Annotated in this window: 25 protein-coding genes; 13 read left to right on the forward strand and 12 right to left on the reverse strand. The window is 60.1% G+C overall.

The features are described from left to right. Nucleotides 1-39: 39 nt before the first annotated feature. The 3 genes from FJ978_RS13445 (at nucleotide 40) to FJ978_RS13455 (ending at nucleotide 1246) form a co-directional block, all read left to right on the forward strand. Entirely contained in the window at nucleotides 40-312 is a 273-nt protein-coding gene (locus tag FJ978_RS13445) for a hypothetical protein (protein WP_140572490.1), read from the forward strand. A 186-nt stretch (nucleotides 313-498) separates the two neighbouring features. Further along, entirely contained in the window at nucleotides 499-738 is a 240-nt protein-coding gene (locus FJ978_RS13450; RefSeq protein WP_013897169.1) for a hypothetical protein, read from the forward strand. 238 nt (nucleotides 739-976) lie between these two features. Continuing rightward, the gene (locus tag FJ978_RS13455) at nucleotides 977-1246 is read left to right on the forward strand and encodes a DUF3606 domain-containing protein (protein ID WP_013897168.1); all 270 of its coding nucleotides are present in this window, start codon (nucleotides 977-979) and stop codon (nucleotides 1244-1246) included. A gap of 57 nt (nucleotides 1247-1303) precedes the next feature. Here the strand turns inward: FJ978_RS13455 and FJ978_RS13460 are convergent, their stop codons facing one another. Together FJ978_RS13460 and FJ978_RS13465 are read right to left on the reverse strand one after the other, a co-directional pair. Further along, nucleotides 1304-1537 (reverse strand): hypothetical protein, encoded by a 234-nt coding sequence (locus tag FJ978_RS13460; protein ID WP_140572491.1) that lies wholly within the window; start codon nucleotides 1535-1537, stop codon nucleotides 1304-1306. 72 nt (nucleotides 1538-1609) lie between these two features. Continuing rightward, nucleotides 1610-1813 (reverse strand): hypothetical protein, encoded by a 204-nt coding sequence (locus FJ978_RS13465; protein ID WP_140572492.1) that lies wholly within the window; start codon nucleotides 1811-1813, stop codon nucleotides 1610-1612. Here FJ978_RS13465 and FJ978_RS13470 point away from each other — a divergent pair. Continuing rightward, entirely contained in the window at nucleotides 1812-2906 is a 1095-nt protein-coding gene (locus FJ978_RS13470) for an AI-2E family transporter (RefSeq protein WP_140572493.1), read from the forward strand. The genes FJ978_RS13465 and FJ978_RS13470 overlap by 2 nt on opposite strands. A 280-nt stretch (nucleotides 2907-3186) precedes the next feature. Here FJ978_RS13470 and FJ978_RS13475 read toward each other — a convergent pair whose 3' ends face one another. After that, entirely contained in the window at nucleotides 3187-3507 is a 321-nt protein-coding gene (locus FJ978_RS13475) for a hypothetical protein (RefSeq protein ID WP_013897165.1), read from the reverse strand. 48 nt (nucleotides 3508-3555) lie between these two features. Between FJ978_RS13475 and FJ978_RS13480 the strand changes: the two genes are divergently transcribed. The 3 genes from FJ978_RS13480 (at nucleotide 3556) to FJ978_RS13490 (ending at nucleotide 5125) form a co-directional block, all read left to right on the forward strand. Next, nucleotides 3556-3957 carry a hypothetical protein gene (locus FJ978_RS13480; protein ID WP_181176687.1) on the forward strand — a complete coding sequence of 134 codons (402 nt, stop codon included), beginning with the start codon at nucleotides 3556-3558 and terminating at the stop codon, nucleotides 3955-3957. A gap of 153 nt (nucleotides 3958-4110) precedes the next feature. After that, nucleotides 4111-4473 carry a response regulator gene (locus tag FJ978_RS13485; protein ID WP_013897164.1) on the forward strand — a complete coding sequence of 121 codons (363 nt, stop codon included), beginning with the start codon at nucleotides 4111-4113 and terminating at the stop codon, nucleotides 4471-4473. Between the two features lie 226 nt (nucleotides 4474-4699). Next, a complete protein-coding gene (locus FJ978_RS13490; protein WP_140572495.1) occupies nucleotides 4700-5125 on the forward strand; it encodes a hypothetical protein in 426 nt (141 codons plus the stop codon). Between the two features lie 59 nt (nucleotides 5126-5184). Here FJ978_RS13490 and FJ978_RS13495 read toward each other — a convergent pair whose 3' ends face one another. After that, nucleotides 5185-5730: a response regulator gene (locus FJ978_RS13495; RefSeq protein WP_224730567.1), complete on the reverse strand. Its 546-nt coding sequence runs from the start codon at nucleotides 5728-5730 to the stop codon at nucleotides 5185-5187. Nucleotides 5731-6063: 333 nt separating this feature from the next. After that, the gene (locus tag FJ978_RS33505) at nucleotides 6064-6405 is read right to left on the reverse strand and encodes a hypothetical protein (protein WP_348640308.1); all 342 of its coding nucleotides are present in this window, start codon (nucleotides 6403-6405) and stop codon (nucleotides 6064-6066) included. 14 nt (nucleotides 6406-6419) lie between these two features. Here FJ978_RS33505 and FJ978_RS33510 point away from each other — a divergent pair, with 14 nt between their 5' ends. Continuing rightward, a complete protein-coding gene (locus FJ978_RS33510) occupies nucleotides 6420-6764 on the forward strand; it encodes a hypothetical protein (RefSeq protein WP_348640309.1) in 345 nt (114 codons plus the stop codon). A 188-nt stretch (nucleotides 6765-6952) separates the two neighbouring features. On the opposite strand, the gene FJ978_RS13505 is transcribed toward FJ978_RS33510, so the two are convergent. Beyond that, entirely contained in the window at nucleotides 6953-7165 is a 213-nt protein-coding gene (locus FJ978_RS13505; RefSeq protein ID WP_140572497.1) for a DUF2934 domain-containing protein, read from the reverse strand. A gap of 164 nt (nucleotides 7166-7329) precedes the next feature. Here FJ978_RS13505 and FJ978_RS13510 point away from each other — a divergent pair, with 164 nt between their 5' ends. Next, nucleotides 7330-7611: a hypothetical protein gene (locus tag FJ978_RS13510; RefSeq protein ID WP_140572498.1), complete on the forward strand. Its 282-nt coding sequence runs from the start codon at nucleotides 7330-7332 to the stop codon at nucleotides 7609-7611. Between the two features lie 247 nt (nucleotides 7612-7858). On the opposite strand, the gene FJ978_RS13515 is transcribed toward FJ978_RS13510, so the two are convergent. Beyond that, entirely contained in the window at nucleotides 7859-9562 is a 1704-nt protein-coding gene (locus FJ978_RS13515) for a thiamine pyrophosphate-dependent enzyme (protein WP_246678134.1), read from the reverse strand. Here FJ978_RS13515 and FJ978_RS33190 point away from each other — a divergent pair. After that, the gene (locus tag FJ978_RS33190) at nucleotides 9473-9853 is read left to right on the forward strand and encodes a hypothetical protein (protein WP_246678138.1); all 381 of its coding nucleotides are present in this window, start codon (nucleotides 9473-9475) and stop codon (nucleotides 9851-9853) included. The genes FJ978_RS13515 and FJ978_RS33190 overlap by 90 nt on opposite strands. Nucleotides 9854-9943: 90 nt before the next feature. Continuing rightward, nucleotides 9944-10195, forward strand: a complete 252-nt coding sequence (locus tag FJ978_RS13520) for a hypothetical protein (RefSeq protein ID WP_041165141.1) — start codon at nucleotides 9944-9946, stop codon at nucleotides 10193-10195. Between the two features lie 220 nt (nucleotides 10196-10415). Here FJ978_RS13520 and FJ978_RS33395 read toward each other — a convergent pair whose 3' ends face one another. Genes FJ978_RS33395 through FJ978_RS13530 form a run of 3 tightly spaced genes read right to left on the reverse strand, consistent with a single transcriptional unit; the run spans nucleotide 10416 to nucleotide 11933 of the window. After that, entirely contained in the window at nucleotides 10416-10541 is a 126-nt protein-coding gene (locus FJ978_RS33395) for a hypothetical protein (protein ID WP_281405987.1), read from the reverse strand. Nucleotides 10542-10601: 60 nt separating this feature from the next. Further along, nucleotides 10602-11183: a hypothetical protein gene (locus tag FJ978_RS13525; protein ID WP_140572501.1), complete on the reverse strand. Its 582-nt coding sequence runs from the start codon at nucleotides 11181-11183 to the stop codon at nucleotides 10602-10604. 21 nt (nucleotides 11184-11204) lie between these two features. After that, nucleotides 11205-11933, reverse strand: coding sequence for a DUF4142 domain-containing protein (locus FJ978_RS13530; RefSeq protein ID WP_013897155.1), 729 nt, complete (start codon nucleotides 11931-11933; stop codon nucleotides 11205-11207). Nucleotides 11934-12474: 541 nt separating this feature from the next. Between FJ978_RS13530 and FJ978_RS33515 the strand changes: the two genes are divergently transcribed. Then, nucleotides 12475-12684: a DUF1236 domain-containing protein gene (locus FJ978_RS33515; RefSeq protein ID WP_348640310.1), complete on the forward strand. Its 210-nt coding sequence runs from the start codon at nucleotides 12475-12477 to the stop codon at nucleotides 12682-12684. A gap of 246 nt (nucleotides 12685-12930) precedes the next feature. Continuing rightward, nucleotides 12931-13563, forward strand: coding sequence for a hypothetical protein (locus FJ978_RS13540; protein WP_013897153.1), 633 nt, complete (start codon nucleotides 12931-12933; stop codon nucleotides 13561-13563). 222 nt (nucleotides 13564-13785) lie between these two features. On the opposite strand, the gene FJ978_RS13545 is transcribed toward FJ978_RS13540, so the two are convergent. Beyond that, on the reverse strand, nucleotides 13786-16092 hold the full coding sequence (locus FJ978_RS13545; protein WP_140572502.1) for an FdhF/YdeP family oxidoreductase: 2307 nt from the start codon (nucleotides 16090-16092) through the stop codon (nucleotides 13786-13788). A 155-nt stretch (nucleotides 16093-16247) separates the two neighbouring features. Further along, nucleotides 16248-16526, reverse strand: coding sequence for a hypothetical protein (locus FJ978_RS13550; RefSeq protein WP_140572503.1), 279 nt, complete (start codon nucleotides 16524-16526; stop codon nucleotides 16248-16250). Between the last annotated feature and the right edge of the window lie 40 nt (nucleotides 16527-16566).

Raw genomic sequence — 16566 nt, forward strand, 5'->3', positions numbered from 1 at the left:
TTAGAGCCGCATCGGTTCCGCAGCGAGAAAGGGAAAGCCATGTCCGAGGCGAAGACGACCACCAACCACAATGAAATCCGCAAATGGGTAGAGGAGAGGGACGGCCGTCCCGCGGTGATCCGTACGAAGGGCGAGGGCGGCATATTGCGCATCGACTTCGGTGAGCCGGAGGAGGCATTTGAACCGGTCGAGTGGGAGGAGTTCTTCCGGATATTCGAGGAGAACGATCTTGCCTTCCTCCACCAGGACGAGCCCGGCAGCGGAGGAACCAGCCGCTTCAACAAGTTCGTCGAGCGCAGCCGGAAGGGTTGAGCTCGCGCCGGCATCACTGCCATAGCTTTGCAAGCGTGTTGACGTTGCGGACCTCACGGCCGGTCGTCTGTCGCCCAAATTGGGCCGGGACATTCAAGCTTCGAGATATTGGCCAGAGGCGGCCGCCGTGGGATGGAACTATTTTGAGCATTCAGCCGTTCCGGGCGGAAAAGCGGAGTGGCCGCCATGGGACTGTTTTCCGATCTGAACAAAAAGCTGGCCGAGAACATCTATGCGCATGGCAATTACTTGAGCGACCCGGGAGCCGATCTGCCGCAGCGAGTCAACGAGACGGTAGATCTCCTTATGCCATTCATCCAGCCGGAGGCGCGCGAGGAGGTGAGGCTGCAAATCCTAGGCATTATCCACGAGCACATGTATGACGAGACCGAGATTGGATTGCGGGATCCAGCCGCCGGGGAGTGAGAATTCCTTCTCGTGACGATCGGTGACACTCGCTGGCGCGTGGCTGGCCTGATCCGGCGCAAGACCGCTGCACCTGCCTTGAATCGCTCGGCGTCCAACCTGCCACACAGCATTGGCGGCCGATTCTGGTGATCACCCGCGGACAGACGCCACCTAGCTGGGTCGTCAGGAATCCAAGGCAACGATTATCGCTGGATGGCGTTCGTTCATCATCGACGCCCTTCGAGGAGGATTCAAGATGACCAAGAGCGCAGGTAAAATTCGAGATACGCTGGCGGTGGTTGAAGAACACGAGATCGAGCATTTCGCGCGCCAGAATGGGGTCACCACAGAACAGGTGAAGCGGCTCATCGCGCAACATGGCAGTGACCGGGTTGCCTTGACCCAGGCGGCGAAGGCGCTGAGGCAAGCCGGCAATCAGGATGCCAGCGGGGCCGACAAAGTGACAAGACAGGCACATAGGCAGGCCACGCCGATGCATCTTGGCAAGACGACCAGGCCTGGCTGAAACGCTGCCCAATTTGTGCGGTCAGTTACGGCATCGTCGAACTGACCCAAGCGCCAGCTAACATCCATGATTTTTCGTTCTCTTCCGTGACGGCTTAAGATTCGCGGCGGACGGCGGCGGTTTGCCCGCCGGCGTCCCAGCCAGGCGCTGTTCGCGCAGCCGGGCCGTCTTCGCCTGGCGCGCCAGGCGTTCCGCTTCAAGCAGTTCGCGCGCCACAAGGGATGTGCGCTCATGTCTGTCCTTGTCGATTTTCCGTACGGCCACGGGTCGTTCCAAATCAATTTCGGTCATTGGAGCCGTATCCAACTGACCCGGGGGCCGGTTGTTCCGAAGCCCACCGTTTCTTGGTTCCAACAGGGAACATCAGTGCCATTTGCCGGTTTTGTGAGCGGTGTGGTGATCCTGATCGTGCTCAAGAAACGATCGGAGTCGTAAACAGCCAAGGCCACCCACGAGCAACAACAGCGGATCACGGAGGAACGCCTCAACACCGGACATGCGGGCAAAGATTTCAGCGCCGAACGGACGCACCGGGCTCGAACAATCGTCGCCGGCTCCTGCAGGCATGACTGACCCCGTCCGCGAACCGAGTGACAGCTCGCACGCAAGCCAGTCGTCGCGCCTGCGCCTTGTGACATTCTTCACAGGCGGGCTCTTCCTCCTGGCAATCCTTGCCGCCTCCTTTGCAGCGAGCGCCATAGTGCTTCCGCTCGTGCTTGCGGTCGTGCTCAAGTTGCTCCTGCAACCCGCTGTCAGCCTGCTGGAACGCTTTTTCGTGCCGAGGGCACGGGGAGCGATTTTGCCGATCGCCCTGGTGGTCGGGATATTGGTCGGCCTTGTGGCCGCCCTGTCCGAGCCCGCGGCGACGTGGGCTCAAAAACTGCCCCAGGGCGTGCCAAGATTGGAAGCGCATTTAATGGTGCTAAGCGGCCCGGTGCACAAGTTGCAAGGCGCGCTGGAAGTTGCCGAGGAAGTCGCAAACGCGCCTCCGCAGGGGCACACCATGGTAGCGGTACGCAGCGACCTAGGTCTTGCCGGGACATTGTTCGCCGGCACCAAGGCCGTTCTGGACGGACTGCTCACGACGGTCCTGGTCCTCTATTTTCTCCTGTTATCGGGTGACACGTTCCTTCGGCGCCTCGTCGAGATACTGCCGGATTTCGGCGACAAACGACAGGCCGTCGAGATTTTCCAACGGATCGAAAGTGACATATCCATTTATCTGCTGACGATAACACTCATGAACGCTCTGGTCGGATTGGCCACCGCAGCAGCCATGTATCTGTGCGGGATCGGAGACGTACTGTTGTGGGGCACGACTGCGTTTCTGCTTAATTTCGTTCCCTTTCTGGGTCCTCTCCTCGGGGTCGGTATTTTTCTGCTGGTGGGGTTGCTTGGGTTTGATAGTCTGTGGTGGGCGCTTCTTCCGCCGGGGCTGTATTTCCTGATTCATCTCATCGAAGGAGAGACGGTCACCCCCCTCCTTCTGGCGCGCCGCTTTACCTTGAATCCCGTTCTTGTCGTCCTGTCCCTGATATTCTGGTTTTGGATGTGGGGAGCGCCGGGGGCGCTTTTGGCGTTCCCGCTACTGGCTATGCTCAAGATCATTTCCGATCGGCTGTCGTCGCTGAGAGCCTTGGGCCATTTCCTGGAACGATGATGGTCAAGCAATACAGCGCAAGACACCAACTTGGTCCGGCGCATGTCGAGCGTGCAGCCAACCCGGTGGTGTAGGCGCGACATTTATACGTATGAAACTCTATCCCTTGTGGCCGCGCGAATCCTGATCCTTGGCTTCACGCAACACCCGCACGATCGCATCGACCGGTGATGGATCGGCCGCTGGTTGAATTTTCCGTGGCCACAGACGGCGAAGAAGCCTTCTTAAGTTTGGCATCGAAATAGCCTCCTTCCGCTATAAACTTGTGGTGCGCCGGCAACTATCGCAGTAGTGCGGCAAGCAGCAGCACGGCTGCCGCCAGGACCACGAACGCCGCAATCACCAGCACAGGTCCCGTCCTGGTCGGCTGAAGGTCGGGCGCGTTCTCTGGACGCCGCATTGCGTTGGCGAAACTCGCCTGGTTGGTGAAATTTGGTTCATGCCGGACAGCGGGGCGGGCTGAATTCGCGGAACTCCCCGCCTCGGCGTCCGTCTCCTGCGGCGCGGCCGCTGGATCGAACCCGGGTGTCTTGTCTTGAGTTGTGCCTGCCTGGATTTCGCCCCGGTCCTCGGCAGGGGTCCGCTCGTCAGGTAAGGTCATCGGGCAACTCCTTCGCAACAAAACATCTGTCGGGCCTTGCTGTTCCAGATGGATATGCTGGAGGTGAAGAACAACGCGCCGTTCGGTAGCGCATTTTCGTTATTCCGTCCGCTATTGCGGGTGACGATCGTGAGGGCAGCCGGAACAATTCCAATAGGCGCGCCTTTAATCTTCACTATTCCACGACGGCGGCCGCAGGCTGCACAGCCAAAGAAAGGGCATGTGATGAATCCCTTACTCCCGCTGGATACATTGGCGGCACCTAGAGGCGACGGGCTGCACCCCAAGCTTGCCCGTCTGCTCAGATCACACCTTATTTTGGGTGTGCCTGGCGTGGTCGTGCTCGGCCAAGCCCAAGGTGACGGCCTGGTCCAGGCCGGCCCCCATCCGGTCGGCAATGTGGATGAAGCGTCGCAAAAGGGCGTGCTTCGCTTCCCCGAGCGGCCCTGAAGTTCCGGGCCCGGAAGAATTGAACAAGACGTCAGGCAATCTTCGCGGCCCCCACTCGCTCGTTGAGTCGGGAGCAGTCCTCCGCCTCCCTTCATGATGGAACCGGCCGGCCGGCGTTTTGTTAGGTCCGCAGGTGGACGCCGGGAGGCGAATATGAAGGCGCCATTGGCACTGATCGTAGAAGACGAATATCTGGTCGCTTCGGACGTTGCAGACGGACTGAAGCAAAATGGGTTCCGAGTAGCCTGTGTAGCCTCTGAGCATGCGGCCGAAACCTGGTTGGCCGACAACAGGCCGGATGTGGCCGTCATCGATATTCAGTTGCTGGACGGGCAGCGCGGTGTTGCCGCCAGCCGGCTTAAGGCACTGAATGTGCCTTTCATAGTGCATTCAGGCTATGATCCTGCGTTCCAGGCGCCTGTCTTTCACGATGCGCCATACCTGTCGAAGCCGGCTGCGATCCCGGATCTGGTCAAGCTCGCAAACCAGATCATCGAGAAACGCGCCGCACTGTAGGAGCCGATGCTCCACCTTCTGGCGGCGGCGCAGCCCGATACACGAATTCCATCTTCCTCCGGAACATTGCTGACGACTGTCAGTTCGATATTGTGCAGGCGCCGTCGATTGGCACCTGCCCAAGATCGGTGGGCAATCCTGATCGGCCCGCGCCCCGGTCGCTTCGACGGGCCCTGCCGACTTGCCCGGTATGAACCGGTCGGACAACAATGGACGGGAGCCAATCATGAAACACCAAACGCTCGATCAATTGCACGCGATCGCGGATATCAATCCGCTCGTGCCGCTCGAGACAAAAGCTGAAAAGATAGAGAGGTGGGCAGAACTGCTCGACAAGAATCCGTTGCGCTGTCTCGCCGCGCTCACCGGCACCGAATATCTCTATCCAGCCATGCGAGAAGAGGCGCGGGCGCCAGGATCGCCACTCACAGTCGCCTTCGAGGATCCGCTGCTCAGGGCCTCGGGATTGCAGTCCGACACCTATGGGGAAGCCAGGCGCTTCTTTGAACTCTCCGATTGGGAATTGCACGAAATCGTCTGCAGCTGCCATGCCGGCGCAACCATGCAGGCCAGTTGGGCTGCTGGACGCGTCCGCCGGATCATCACCGGCAATCGGTTCCTTGCCTGGCTGAGAAGTCGCTTCATGCACTGACCGAACGGGGCTTTGGGCGGCGACTGTCGCGATAGTCGCCGGTAGTGCTCGGACGGACGTCAATGCAGCAAACTTGATCCGCTTGAACGGGCGATCTTGGCCATAATGCCAGTCAGCCAATCGGCGGTCGCCTGTCCCGTCGGCTTCGATTCGACCTCGTCGAGGGCCCTCTCCAGCGTGCGTTCGACCAGCCGGTCCGAAGCACTTACGTCGCCAAGCAGCAGCCGCGCCGCAAGCCTCAGCTTTGGCAGAAGGCCAAGAACATCGTCTGAACCGGTTCCCTTCGACTTGGCTCCTGATCGGGTAGATTGCGGAGCGAACAAAGCGTCGAACACGGCGGTCCTGGACGCTGATTTGGAAAGGCTGCTGGCGTGTCTCAGATGTTCCGGGATGGCTATGTCCTGATAACCGCTGAAGAACACGAACGGTACGTTGCGACGCATCAGTTCGTCTGCAATCGGGAACACCCGCCGACCCTTGAGGTCTATGTCCAGAATGGCGGCTTCGGCAGCCTGCGTGTGGCGTTCGGCTTGCTCTACCGTTGCTACGGGGCCGAGGATAACAGCACCCATGTCGCCGAAGAATTTTGCCAGATCGTCGGCCAACAGCCACTCGTCTTCGACGATCAGTAAGCGAACACCTGTCAAGTCTGGCACAGAGCGGTCCCTCGTTCAGTTCGTAGCAGTCTTGGGGAATGTACGTGCCTTTCGCATTGCTACGCCCGATGCAGCCAGCCAAAGCCCGGCCTGCACAGAGTTTCCGTTACTCCTATTCCCGAAAGAGAGACTGCTACTGCAAATCTTTTACCAGTGGGTTTACCGTGGGGAGCGTGTCTCGCAGAACCATGCCATCGGAAAATTGTTTGTAGAACGTGGTGAGGGAGAAGTCGTTCCAAAGCCGGTTGCGTTTGGACATCAGGATTGTGCCGTTCGGAACCATTAGCCCGGCGCGCAGTTCGGACCCGCAGGACGTTGGGTACAAATGCAGCTCGCTTGAGAATCCCATGAAAACCACAACGGTTCGGTGCCGGAGAGCGTTGCAATGCTGAACGATCCGATGGTGCTGATTCTGATGTACTTCGTACTGCCTGTCTGGCTGGTCGCCGGATTTGCCGACTGGCTCTGCCATCGTGCCACGCACATCGAATCGACGACCGGAGCAAAGGAATCGCTGATCCATCTGCTGAGTTCGCCGAAGTCGGCATTCCTTTGCTCGCGGCGATGTTCCTGGAGGTTAACGCCTTGGTCATTGCCGTGATGATGATCGTTTTTCTCAGCCACGAGGCGACCGCCATATGGTGCGCTATGCGACCACCGCGCGTACCGTGAGCCCGATCGAACAGCACGTCCACAGTTTCCTTGAAATGATTCCGCTGATGGGGCTTGTCAGCGTGGTTTCATTGCACTGGGGCCAGTTCCTGGCACTGTTCGGATTTGGGCCTGAGAGTGCTCGCTTTGGCCTCGCCTGGAAGGAGCAGCAGCTGCCTGTCGGGTACGTTGCAACTGTGATGAGCGTGATCCTGCTGTTCGAGCTGCTGCCTTATGTAGAGGAGTTTTTCAGGGGCTTGCGAGCCAATTCCGGCCGGCTGGTTCCTCCTAAGGCCCGGCGAAACAAAGGAGGTGAGACGGCCACGCGGTGAGTGAGCCGTTGCGCGTTGAGGCCTGTCTCAGCCGCTCTGATCGATCGCGTGAGGCGCAGGCTGCTGACCCGGCGGGCGCCTCGAGTCTCGACCCGCCCAAACCCAGACGGCGATCAATAGAAGGACGATTACTGCGATTGCAATCCATGCAAAGGTTCGCGACATCGGAAGTCCTTCCGCTGAGGCTCCTAGCCACCCGACTTGTTTGTGTCTGGATCCGAGGCGGTGCCGACTGCCGGCGCGACTAGGCCCCGCTCGGCCTGCGAGCCTTCAGATTCGATCACCTGGACTGCCTGATCCCAGTGCTCCTGATCCCAGTGCTCCTGTTCCCGCCCTTCCGGCCGCCGCTCCCGCTCCCGGATTTCGTGGGCGCTGCGTCTGATGCGTTCTTCCCTGTCCATGGCTGCTGCCTCTTCGCGCGGAGCCGACACCTACACGCGCCCAATCAGGAGTCCGATGATTTGTTCCATTGAGTCTGGACCGGCCGGCCTTGTCGCGCCTTGGGGAACGCTCTTCCGACTCTCCGGTTATCCAACAGGCCAACGAGAGAAACGAGAGATAAGCCATGAGCGAAGAAAAGAACCGCCGCGAGACCGGCGCCAGGAAATATCCGGCCAACACCGGCCCGGATCCCTCGGACCAGTTCTCACAAGCCGCAGCGAACAACGAGAAGCCTCACGGTCGATTTGGGCTCACCCGAAAACAAGGTGAGGTGGAAGACAAGACGCACCAATCCGAGGGTCAGAATCCCCCGGGGCGAGCGACACTCTGCCCTGACACGGAGGAAAACTCCGGAGCCGGCAACCCGATTGAGCGCTCCAGGGACGGGAAGGCGCCCAAAGAGTGATCGCGAATCGGACGCCTGCGTGAAGGATCGGGACGCTGAACGCAGGCCCTGCGAAACGTAGCTCCATCATCCGGCGCGCTGCCGTCATGAGTGTTGCAGTTATGAAGGAGGTCTGCCGCAGATGCACCTGAACGGCTACGAAGACGGCGGCCAGAGCAACTACCTGAGCATTACTTGCTCGTCCGCACCTTCTGCCGTGGATTGATCCCGCCGGCCCAGACGGCGGAACAGCGGGCCTGCGGCCGCGTCATCCCTCGGCGTCCATCATGGTCTTGGCCGGCTCGCGCGCGACGTTCTGCGCGATCCGCTCGTGCCCCGGAGTCTGGGGCAGCGCGTTGCGGAAATTCTTGGCATAATCTGATGGCATCTTCGGCGGCATCATCGGCTCATAGGCATCGACAAGCGCCTCGATGACGACCGCCCCATCGGCGGCAAAGGCTTCGTCGAGAACACGCTCCACCTCGTCGGCCCGCTCGATGCTGAAGCCTTTGCCGCCCATAGCCTCGGCGGCCTTGGCAAAATCGATCGGCTGCAGTTCGCAGCCGAATTGCGGATTGCCGAGGAACATCATCTGCTCCCAGGCGATCTGGTTCAGCATGTTGTTCTTGACGACCAGCAGCTTCAGCGGAATGCCATAACGCACGGCCGTCGAGAATTCGCCGAGTTGCATGGCAAACCCGCCATCACCGACAATCGCCGCGATCGGCCGGCCGGGAAACGCAATGCCGGCGGCGATCGCGTAGCTCAGTCCGCAGGCCATCGAAGCCAGCGCGCCTGAAACGCCGAAGGCCTGGCCCCGGCGGAGGTCGACATGGCGCGCCGCCATTTCGGTGTTTTGACCGGAGTCGGTGGCCAATATGGCATTATCGGCCAGGCGTTCGCCAAACGCCCGGGCAACGAGTTGCGGTTTGAGTGGATGGGCATGGCCGTTTTCCGATTGGCGCATCATCTCTCGCCATTCCCGCATCGAGGTCTGCGCCGCGGCGAGGAATGCGTGGTCGGCCTTCCTTTTGAGGCGACGATTGAGCGCCCGAAGCGTCTCCGCCGCCTCGCCGACGAGACCCGCCTCGACGGGGAAGCGCAAGCCGATGCGCTGCGCGTCGCAATCTATCTGAACGCCGCGCGCCTGCCCCGGCTTTGGATAGTATTCGATGTAGGGGAAGGTCGAGCCGACGATCAGGACGGCGTCGCAAGTTTCCATCGCTTCCTGCGACGGCAGGGTCCCCAGGATGCCAATGCCACCGGTGGTGTAGGGATGGTCGTCCGGAAGCACCGCCTTGCCGAGCAGCGCCTTGATAATTGGAGCTTCAAGCAACTCCGCGGTTTGCTCGAGCTCGGCCGAGGCACCGATCGCGCCGCGCCCCGCCAGGATCGCCACGCGCTTGGCGCCGTTCAGGATGGCGGCCGCCTTGTCCAACTCCTCATCCTCGGCAACGCAGTGAGGGACGAACATGTCCTGCGGCGTATGCGCGGGACGGTTGCGCTTGGAGCGCTCGGCCGCGTCGGAAGGCTGCTCTTGGATATCGCTGGCTATCGAAAGATGGGCGACGCCCTTGCGGGCCAGCGCGGTGCGGCAGGCAAGGCTTGCCACGTTTTCCATATGCGCCGCGTCCGAGACCTGCACGTTGTAGACCGCGACGTCGTTGAACACGCGGGTCAAATCGACATCCTGCTGGGTGAACGTCTCGATCAGATCGTGGAACTGCATTCCGGTAATCGCGAGCACCGGAGCCTGATCGAGCTTGGCGTCGTAGAGCCCCGTCAGAAGGTGGGCGCCGCCAGGTCCTGATGTCGCGAGGCACACGCCGAGCCTTCCCGTCCATTTGGCATAGGCGCAGGCCATGAATGCGGCGGACTCCTCATGACGCACCTGGATAAAGGAAATTTTGTCCTGGTTTTTCCGCAAAGCCTCCATGATGCCGTTGATGCCGTCGCCGGGCAGACCGAACACGACCTCAACGTTCCAGGCAATCAAAGTATCGATGAGAATTTCCGCTGCATTTGGCATGATGAGGCTCCACTGAATGCCTTCCGAACCGGCAGCGCCGCGGTTGGTTCCTTCAAATGGCAAAGAGTCCGAACTGGGGAACAAAGCCGCCTTCATCAAGGTTGGGCGGAAGTAGAGATCGGAGTGGAATCCATGGAGGTTTCCTTTTGCGATACATCGCTTCTGCGGATCGCCTATCTGAGCGGCGGTCCGGAGGATGGCCCTCCGGTACTGTTTCTCGGGATTCTCGTTTGATCGAGGGAACGCAAGCTCAGGAACAAGAAAGCCCAGGCCTGGTTACTCTCTCAAGGCATGGTGAGCGAGTCGGCAATCAAGGAGGCCGATGTGAGCGACGCACTGAAAACCACAAACCATGAGGTTATCCGGGCATGGATCGAGGCGCGGGAAGGGCGGCCGGCCGTTGCTAAGGGCGCCATCTTGCGCGTGGATTTCGGCGAAGCGGACGAGGAACTGCAGCCCATCGAATGGGAAGAGTTCTTCAGGATAATGGACACCAATAATTTGGCGTTCCTGCATCAGGACATGACGGCCGATGGCGCCACCAGCCGCTTCAACAAATTCGTCGATCGCGACTAATGCATGTCGCGCAAAAGTGACCTCGGTTTTGCGACAACGACATGCATCAAGCAAACGACCTAAACCGCGTCGCATGAATCTGTTCCGACGCGACGCGCTTTAGGTGAACCAGGGCGCCCCCGAGAGGCCTCGATCACTGATTGCCCGGCATCTTGTTGCTGTCTTGCGGATTCTCTTTTATGCCGGCCGCCGGAGATGTGTCCTGGGGCGCGTTTCCGCCCTAGTTCTGCTCCGGCGTCCGCTTCACCGGCGCGGTCGGCCAGCCTTTTTCGACGTAGGCGGACACCCAGTAGCAAGCCAACAGAACAACCACAGTCAGTATCAGCGGCAACAGCACTCGTCTCACGCCGGCTTCCTCATTCGCTGCGCTGGCGGTCGATCCTTCGCGATTGAGGCGATGCGATAGTCATCGATCGCGGCGCACGGTACCGCGATCGATGTCCTCGGCTCGGGAAACCGCGGGATCGAATCCGGTCCAACCGCCTGCTTCGTATTCGTTCCGCCGCTCGGCGACGTTCACTGATCTGGAATCGCGAAGGATCCCTTCGACTTGCGGAGCAAGATCGTCATCGACGCGAGCGGTGACCAGCGTGCCGCCGCGGCGAACCCCTTCCGCATAGACATTGGCGTCGTTCTCCGACACGCCGCCGTCCGTCAAGGCGCCGATGATGCCGCCGGCGGCCCCGCCCACCACTGCGCCGGCGGCCGCGCCCGCGGCGGTCGCCGCCAGCCAACCAGCCGCCATGACCGGGCCGACACCGGGTATCGCCATGGCGCCGAGACCAGTCGCCAAGCCTCCCGCGCCACCCACCACAGCACCTATCCCGGCGCCGCTGGCTGCGTCCTCGGCAGCAGGAGAGGGATGCCGGCCATCAGCATTGTTGGCGATGACGCTGAGGTCGGATGGTGGCACGCCCATGGCCTCCAACTCGCCCACGGCATCGGCGGCATCGTCGTAATCGTCGAATAACGCGGCAATGGTTTGCATCTTGATGACTCCTATTGGTGATCACTGTTCGTCGGCAAAGACATTGCCTTGATAGTCGAGTGCGACGGAGGTGCTCTTTCCGTCTTTCTTCGCCTGGCCGCGCCAGATGCCCTGGCTGTCCTTGGCGAGTGAAGAGACATCCGTGTAGCCGGCGTCCTCAATGTGGTTTTTTGCCTGGGTTTCAGTGAAGCTGTTGGCGCCAGGAACGGGGGCAGGCGGTTTAGGCGTGGAAGCCGACTTGATCGCCGGCATGCCTGCGTTGGCCGCTGCGATTTTCTCGATCATATCCTGATGCATCTTCAGTGTCGGCAAAGTCTCCGCTGCGAATGCCTTCAAACTGGGATTGTCGCCGTCCTTTGCGTATGATTGGAAGAGGTCCACCGCATCGGCGTGCGCGCCGCGCTGCATCTCGACGTAAGGCTGGTCAAATCCCTTCGTGGTGTTCTGCAGCTTTTCCAGATCGCTCTTATGCGGGGCGTCGGGTTGAGCGGGCACCTCCAGCTTCTGCTCGCCGGCGATCTTTTTAAGCTTCTCATTCGCCGCGCCGTGGTCGGCAATCATCTTCTCGGCAAAATTCTTGACCTGCTGGTCCTTGGCTCTGTCCTGCGCGATCCTGCTTGAATCCACCTCGAACATCCCGCCGATGGCTGCCTTGTTGACAAAGGTCTGCGCGTTGTCGGCGGCAACCGCCGGAAAGGCGAGCGGCGCCGCGGCGATGCCTAGCACCCCAAGAAGTATCCGGATGTTCATGGCTTCAAGCTCCTTTGCTCGATGGATTGAAGCCGAACAACCGTCTCACGGCTTTGTTCCAATCGCAGCCGTTTGGGCTTGAGGATGGCGTGCTTTCACCCCCCAAAGCGCCACGCGCCGCAAATCGTTTTCAAAGGGACGGCGCTGCGTGAACAGGAGCATTGTTCGATTGGCTCTCGCCGATCCCGCCGAACATCTTGGCATTGATCAGCGACGGACCCGTCGCCGGCCACGGCGATGTCTCGTTCAAGAGCATGTTTCCGACCTAATCTCGCTCGGAACAATTCCTTTTAGCTGAGGTTTTAGCTGGCGAAGGGACGCTCAGGGCAAGGCACAGACGCAGACCAATGAGCAGGCTCAGGGCAAGACCGGCACGACAACCAATCAGGCCCAGGGCAATAGCCAGACACAAACCAATGAGCAGGCTCAGGGCAAGACTGGCACGACAACTAACCAGGCCCAGGGCTCCAACGAGCAGGATCAAGGCAAGACCGCTTCGATCAACAACGTCACTGTTGAACAGAAAACCCAAATCACCAATGTGATCAAGGAAACCAAGGTTGAGCCGGTTTCCAACGTCGATTTCGACATCTCAGTCGGTGTGGAGGTTCCTCGGCAAAAAATCCACCTGCACCGTCTGCCGTCAAAGATCGTCCCGGCCTATGAAGGCTACGAATATTTCGTGCTCGCCGACGGCCGGATCGTCATCGTCGATCCCAATACCTATAAAATCGTCTTGGTTCTCATCTAGGCTGACTACGGAGGCCTGCCATGCAAGGGGATGGTAGACCTATATTTCTTTGTCATCCAAGCACGGGCCAAACGTGCGTCGCTTTGGCGGCCGCCTATCGCCTCCTCGTTGCCGCCAGCTGTAACCCTGGGCATCTGCCGACCTTGCGCCGCACCAATTCAGCAAGTCGGCAGCGGAGCGGCCGAGCCGCTGCATGGAACAAATCTGGCGACGTTCTATTCGACATCAGAATGCACGAGGCACCGGATGTACCAATGGTTGGCGAATAAGGCGACCTTGATCTCGGCTTTTGCCAGTATAGGCATGCTGGCGATTTGGTCCGTTTATCTGCACATCTTCTGGCGAAGCCACCAGCGTCGAAGAACGCCGAAGCTCTTGATCAATTGGGGCGAAGGACGGGAGCTGTCGGCGCGGTGCTTCGTCACCAACATGAGCGAAGGAGCAGTTTTCATTCAAAGCGTCATCGCCGATCTGGAAACGCCGTCCGGCCATCATCGTATATTCATCTCCGATGCCGAAGATCTCAGGAATTCCAAGACGCCGTCTGGCTGGACGCACATGACGCGCCAAGGCCCGGTTGGTCCTGGAAAACTCGTCGACATGGGAAGCTTCGAAGGCATTCTGGAATACGCTCTGCATGAAAAGACGGGCGAGAAGATCCTCGGAGAATCGAGTTTAAGCCGCGGCATTCACCAGTTCGAAATTACGATTATTGGAATGTACGGTTCGGAAGATATTCTGATTGGAGCCTCACGCCGGTTTGAGATAGTCCACGCCCGCGGCAAGGCATGCTTGCGTTCTGCGACGGTCGAAACACGCCAAATAGTCTCGGCGCGGGAGCGTAAACGGCTGGCCAAGGAACTTGCGAAGCAACTGTGACGTGGCGCGAATGGAAAGTCCCGGCGGCATCGCATCGTGTTGATTCCAACACCTGACCTGGGCCACTGATGACCCGACGCAGTTCTGAGGTTCTGGCCTGCCACTAGGCCGGTGTTTCCGTGAAATTTCCCAGCTCGATTGGCAAAGACCGCTCTCGGCGGAGATGGGTTCTGCCAGAGAAACCAAACTCGCAGGTCAGGCCGGAGGTGTAGTGCTTCAGCGTCATCCAGGCATCACCACGCGCACCGGCACCGACTTTGCCGCCGGCACATGTGCCTTTTCGGCCCGGTGCCATAGCGGAATGAGCGGATTAAGCTCGGGGTAATAGCCGGCGCAGTCACCGCGCGGAATTGGATAGGGAATGACCCGCAGTCCGCGCACACGGCGCTCGACACTGTCGCCCGCGGCGGATTCCAGATCGATCTCCTGTCCGTCGCTAAGGCCCATCCGCCGGATATCGTCTTCGTTCATCATTAGCACCATGCGTGTTCCGTCGATGCCGCGCAGCCGGTCGCGATAGCCGTAAATCGTCGTGTTGAACTGATCGTTGGAACGGACGGTGATCAGCGTCAGTACGTCCGATCGCGACACGTCGATGTCCGGATCCGTCTCCAGCATCGTCGGCGGCTTGAAGTTGGCCTTCTTGTTGGGTGTCTGCCACACTCGCTTTGAGGCCTTTATGTCGCGGTGAAATCCGCCCGGCGCCAGGAAGCGTTTGTTGAAGTCCTTGAAGTGATCGGGGTAGCAACGTTCGATCTCGTCCCTCACGCGCGAATAGTCAGCCACCCATTCATCCCATGGTATCGAGCTCTTTGCCGCCACCGTCGCCTTCGCGAGCTCGGCGACGATACGTGGCTCGGAGAGCAGGTTGGGTCCGACCGGCGGCCGGGAGCCGAAGGAGCCGTGGATGCAGGCCGTGGAATCCTCCATGGAGACGTGCTGCTCGCCGCTCTTCTGCACGTCCTTCTCGATCCGCGAGAGACAAGGCAGCAAATAGGTGACGGCTCCCGGTATCAGGTGGCTGCGGTTGAGCTTTGTTGCGATCTGGACATGCAATCTCAAGTGCCGCCACGCATCTTCGACCAGCCCTGTTTCGGGAACGGCCCGCACGAAATTTCCGCCCAGTCCGATAAAGGCCTTCACCGACCCGTCGATCACGCCTTCGCATGTTTCCACAGTGTCGCGTCCTTTCTCGCGCGGCGGCTCGAACTTGTAGAATTCGGCGAACTTGTCGAGCGGGACCAATTCAGGCTTCTCCGAGATGCCGACGGTTCGCTGGCCCTGAACGTTGGAGTGACCGCGAAGCGGGGAGACGCCGGCGCCTTTCTTGCCGACGTTGCCGCGCATCAGGAGCAGGTTGCAGAGCATATGGACGTTCTCGGTCCCGTGCCGGTGCTGCGTCAGGCCCATGCCGTAATTGCCGATGACCGCCGAGGCTTTACTATAGACGTCGGCGACATGTTCGAGATCGGCGCGCGCAATGCCGGATCGGGCTTCGATCCTTTGCCATGGCGTGCGGCGTAGATAGGCCTCGAACTCCTCGAAGCCATGCGTGTGTTCTTCGATGAAGGCGACGTCGAGGACGCGCGGGGCGCCGGTCTGTTTCGCGGCGTCATCAAGAGCCAGCACTGCTTTCGCAATGCCGGTCATGGCCGCAATGTCGCCGCCACCGCGAATCTGATAGAAGTCGCTCGACATCCTGGTGCCCGCACCAGGCGAAAGCATCTCGACGGGGTTCTGTGGATTCTTAAAACGCTTCAGGCCGCGTTCCGGTAGCGGGTTGAAGGTGATGACAGGTATGCCGCGCTGGCGTGCTTCCTCGATCGGATGGAGCAGTCGCGGCGCGGTGACGCCGGTGTTGTGGCCGAAGAAGAACATCAGGTCGCAATGGCTGAAATCCTCCAGCTGGACCGTGCCGACCGGCGAGCCGATCGACTCGGGCAGGCCGACCGAGGTCGACTCGTGGCACATGTTGGACGAGTCCGGCAGATTGCCCGAGCCATAGATGCGCGCGAACAGCTGATACATGAACGAGGCTTCGAGCGAGGCCCGGCCCGAGGTGTAGAAGACGACGGATTTAGGATCGAGCCTGTTGAGTTCCGCGCCGATGTCGCGGAACGCGGTCTCCCACGCTATTGGCTCATATTTGTCGGTGACCTCGTTGTAACGCATCGGCTCAAGCAGCCGACCCTGTTTTTCGAGATCGTGATCAGGCCAGTCGAGCAGTTCGTTGACGGAATGCGCGGCGAAGAACTCCGGGCCGCAGCGTCGTTTCGTCTGGTCCCATATCGTGGCCTTGGCGCCGTTCTCGCAAAATTCGAACGGCCGCGGCTCGGCGGGCTTCGCCCACGAACAAGAGACGCACATATAGCCATCGGCTTTGTTCTGCTTGAGCAGCGTGCTCCAGATGCCGGACATCAACAGACCTTCGCCTCGCGCCTTGCGGATCAGCGACTTGAGGGATCCCCATCCGCCGGTTGGATGGTTGTACTTGCGGATTTCAACATGGTCGGTGGTGGACGGGTTCATGGTGGAGCTCGGCTTGTTATGACTTTGATCTTCAACTCGTCCGGGTCCAACATGTTCCGGTGCCGGCGAATCTGTCAGCCGCATTCAGGTCGCGCGCAATGACCTGCCAACCCGCGCGAAGGCGCTTGGATCGGCACGGCCGGGCCGACCGTCAGCTACACCTCGTCGAAGCGGCTGCCTTCCTTGGACGGGTCGCGCGACAGCACACGTTCCTCCTCGTCGTCGGGCAGTGCCTCGTCGCTTTCCTGATCGGGGTTGTCATCATCCTCCTCGGGCAGGGCCTGTTCGGCCTCGCGCAGATCCGGGCCGTTCTCGGTGACGACGCTGTCGGGAAGCACCTTGTTGCCTTCGAAGGAATCCCAATCCTGCTGTTCGATGGTCGGCGCTTCAGTTTCTTCCTGCTTTTGGGATCGCTGCTTGTTGCGGGGGTCCATGTCGTTCTCCAATATCCAATGACTGCTCCTTTCAGAAATC

This window comes from Mesorhizobium sp. B1-1-7, assembly GCF_006442705.1.
GTDB lineage: Bacteria > Pseudomonadota > Alphaproteobacteria > Rhizobiales > Rhizobiaceae > Mesorhizobium > Mesorhizobium opportunistum.

Coding starts and splice junctions, on each gene's coding strand:
- FJ978_RS13445 (WP_140572490.1), top strand. CDS start 40: ATGTCCGAGGCGAAGACGACCACCAACCACAATGAAATCCGCAAATGG.
- FJ978_RS13450 (WP_013897169.1), top strand. CDS start 499: ATGGGACTGTTTTCCGATCTGAACAAAAAGCTGGCCGAGAACATCTAT.
- FJ978_RS13455 (WP_013897168.1), top strand. CDS start 977: ATGACCAAGAGCGCAGGTAAAATTCGAGATACGCTGGCGGTGGTTGAA.
- FJ978_RS13460 (WP_140572491.1), bottom strand. CDS start 1,537: ATGACCGAAATTGATTTGGAACGACCCGTGGCCGTACGGAAAATCGAC.
- FJ978_RS13470 (WP_140572493.1), top strand. CDS start 1,812: ATGACTGACCCCGTCCGCGAACCGAGTGACAGCTCGCACGCAAGCCAG.
- FJ978_RS13465 (WP_140572492.1), bottom strand. CDS start 1,813: ATGCCTGCAGGAGCCGGCGACGATTGTTCGAGCCCGGTGCGTCCGTTC.
- FJ978_RS13475 (WP_013897165.1), bottom strand. CDS start 3,507: ATGACCTTACCTGACGAGCGGACCCCTGCCGAGGACCGGGGCGAAATC.
- FJ978_RS13480 (WP_181176687.1), top strand. CDS start 3,556: ATGGATATGCTGGAGGTGAAGAACAACGCGCCGTTCGGTAGCGCATTT.
- FJ978_RS13485 (WP_013897164.1), top strand. CDS start 4,111: ATGAAGGCGCCATTGGCACTGATCGTAGAAGACGAATATCTGGTCGCT.
- FJ978_RS13490 (WP_140572495.1), top strand. CDS start 4,700: ATGAAACACCAAACGCTCGATCAATTGCACGCGATCGCGGATATCAAT.
- FJ978_RS33510 (WP_348640309.1), top strand. CDS start 6,420: ATGGTGCGCTATGCGACCACCGCGCGTACCGTGAGCCCGATCGAACAG.
- FJ978_RS13505 (WP_140572497.1), bottom strand. CDS start 7,165: ATGGACAGGGAAGAACGCATCAGACGCAGCGCCCACGAAATCCGGGAG.
- FJ978_RS13510 (WP_140572498.1), top strand. CDS start 7,330: ATGAGCGAAGAAAAGAACCGCCGCGAGACCGGCGCCAGGAAATATCCG.
- FJ978_RS33190 (WP_246678138.1), top strand. CDS start 9,473: ATGACGCACCTGGATAAAGGAAATTTTGTCCTGGTTTTTCCGCAAAGC.
- FJ978_RS13525 (WP_140572501.1), bottom strand. CDS start 11,183: ATGCAAACCATTGCCGCGTTATTCGACGATTACGACGATGCCGCCGAT.
- FJ978_RS13530 (WP_013897155.1), bottom strand. CDS start 11,933: ATGAACATCCGGATACTTCTTGGGGTGCTAGGCATCGCCGCGGCGCCG.
- FJ978_RS13540 (WP_013897153.1), top strand. CDS start 12,931: ATGTACCAATGGTTGGCGAATAAGGCGACCTTGATCTCGGCTTTTGCC.
- FJ978_RS13545 (WP_140572502.1), bottom strand. CDS start 16,092: ATGAACCCGTCCACCACCGACCATGTTGAAATCCGCAAGTACAACCAT.
- FJ978_RS13550 (WP_140572503.1), bottom strand. CDS start 16,526: ATGGACCCCCGCAACAAGCAGCGATCCCAAAAGCAGGAAGAAACTGAA.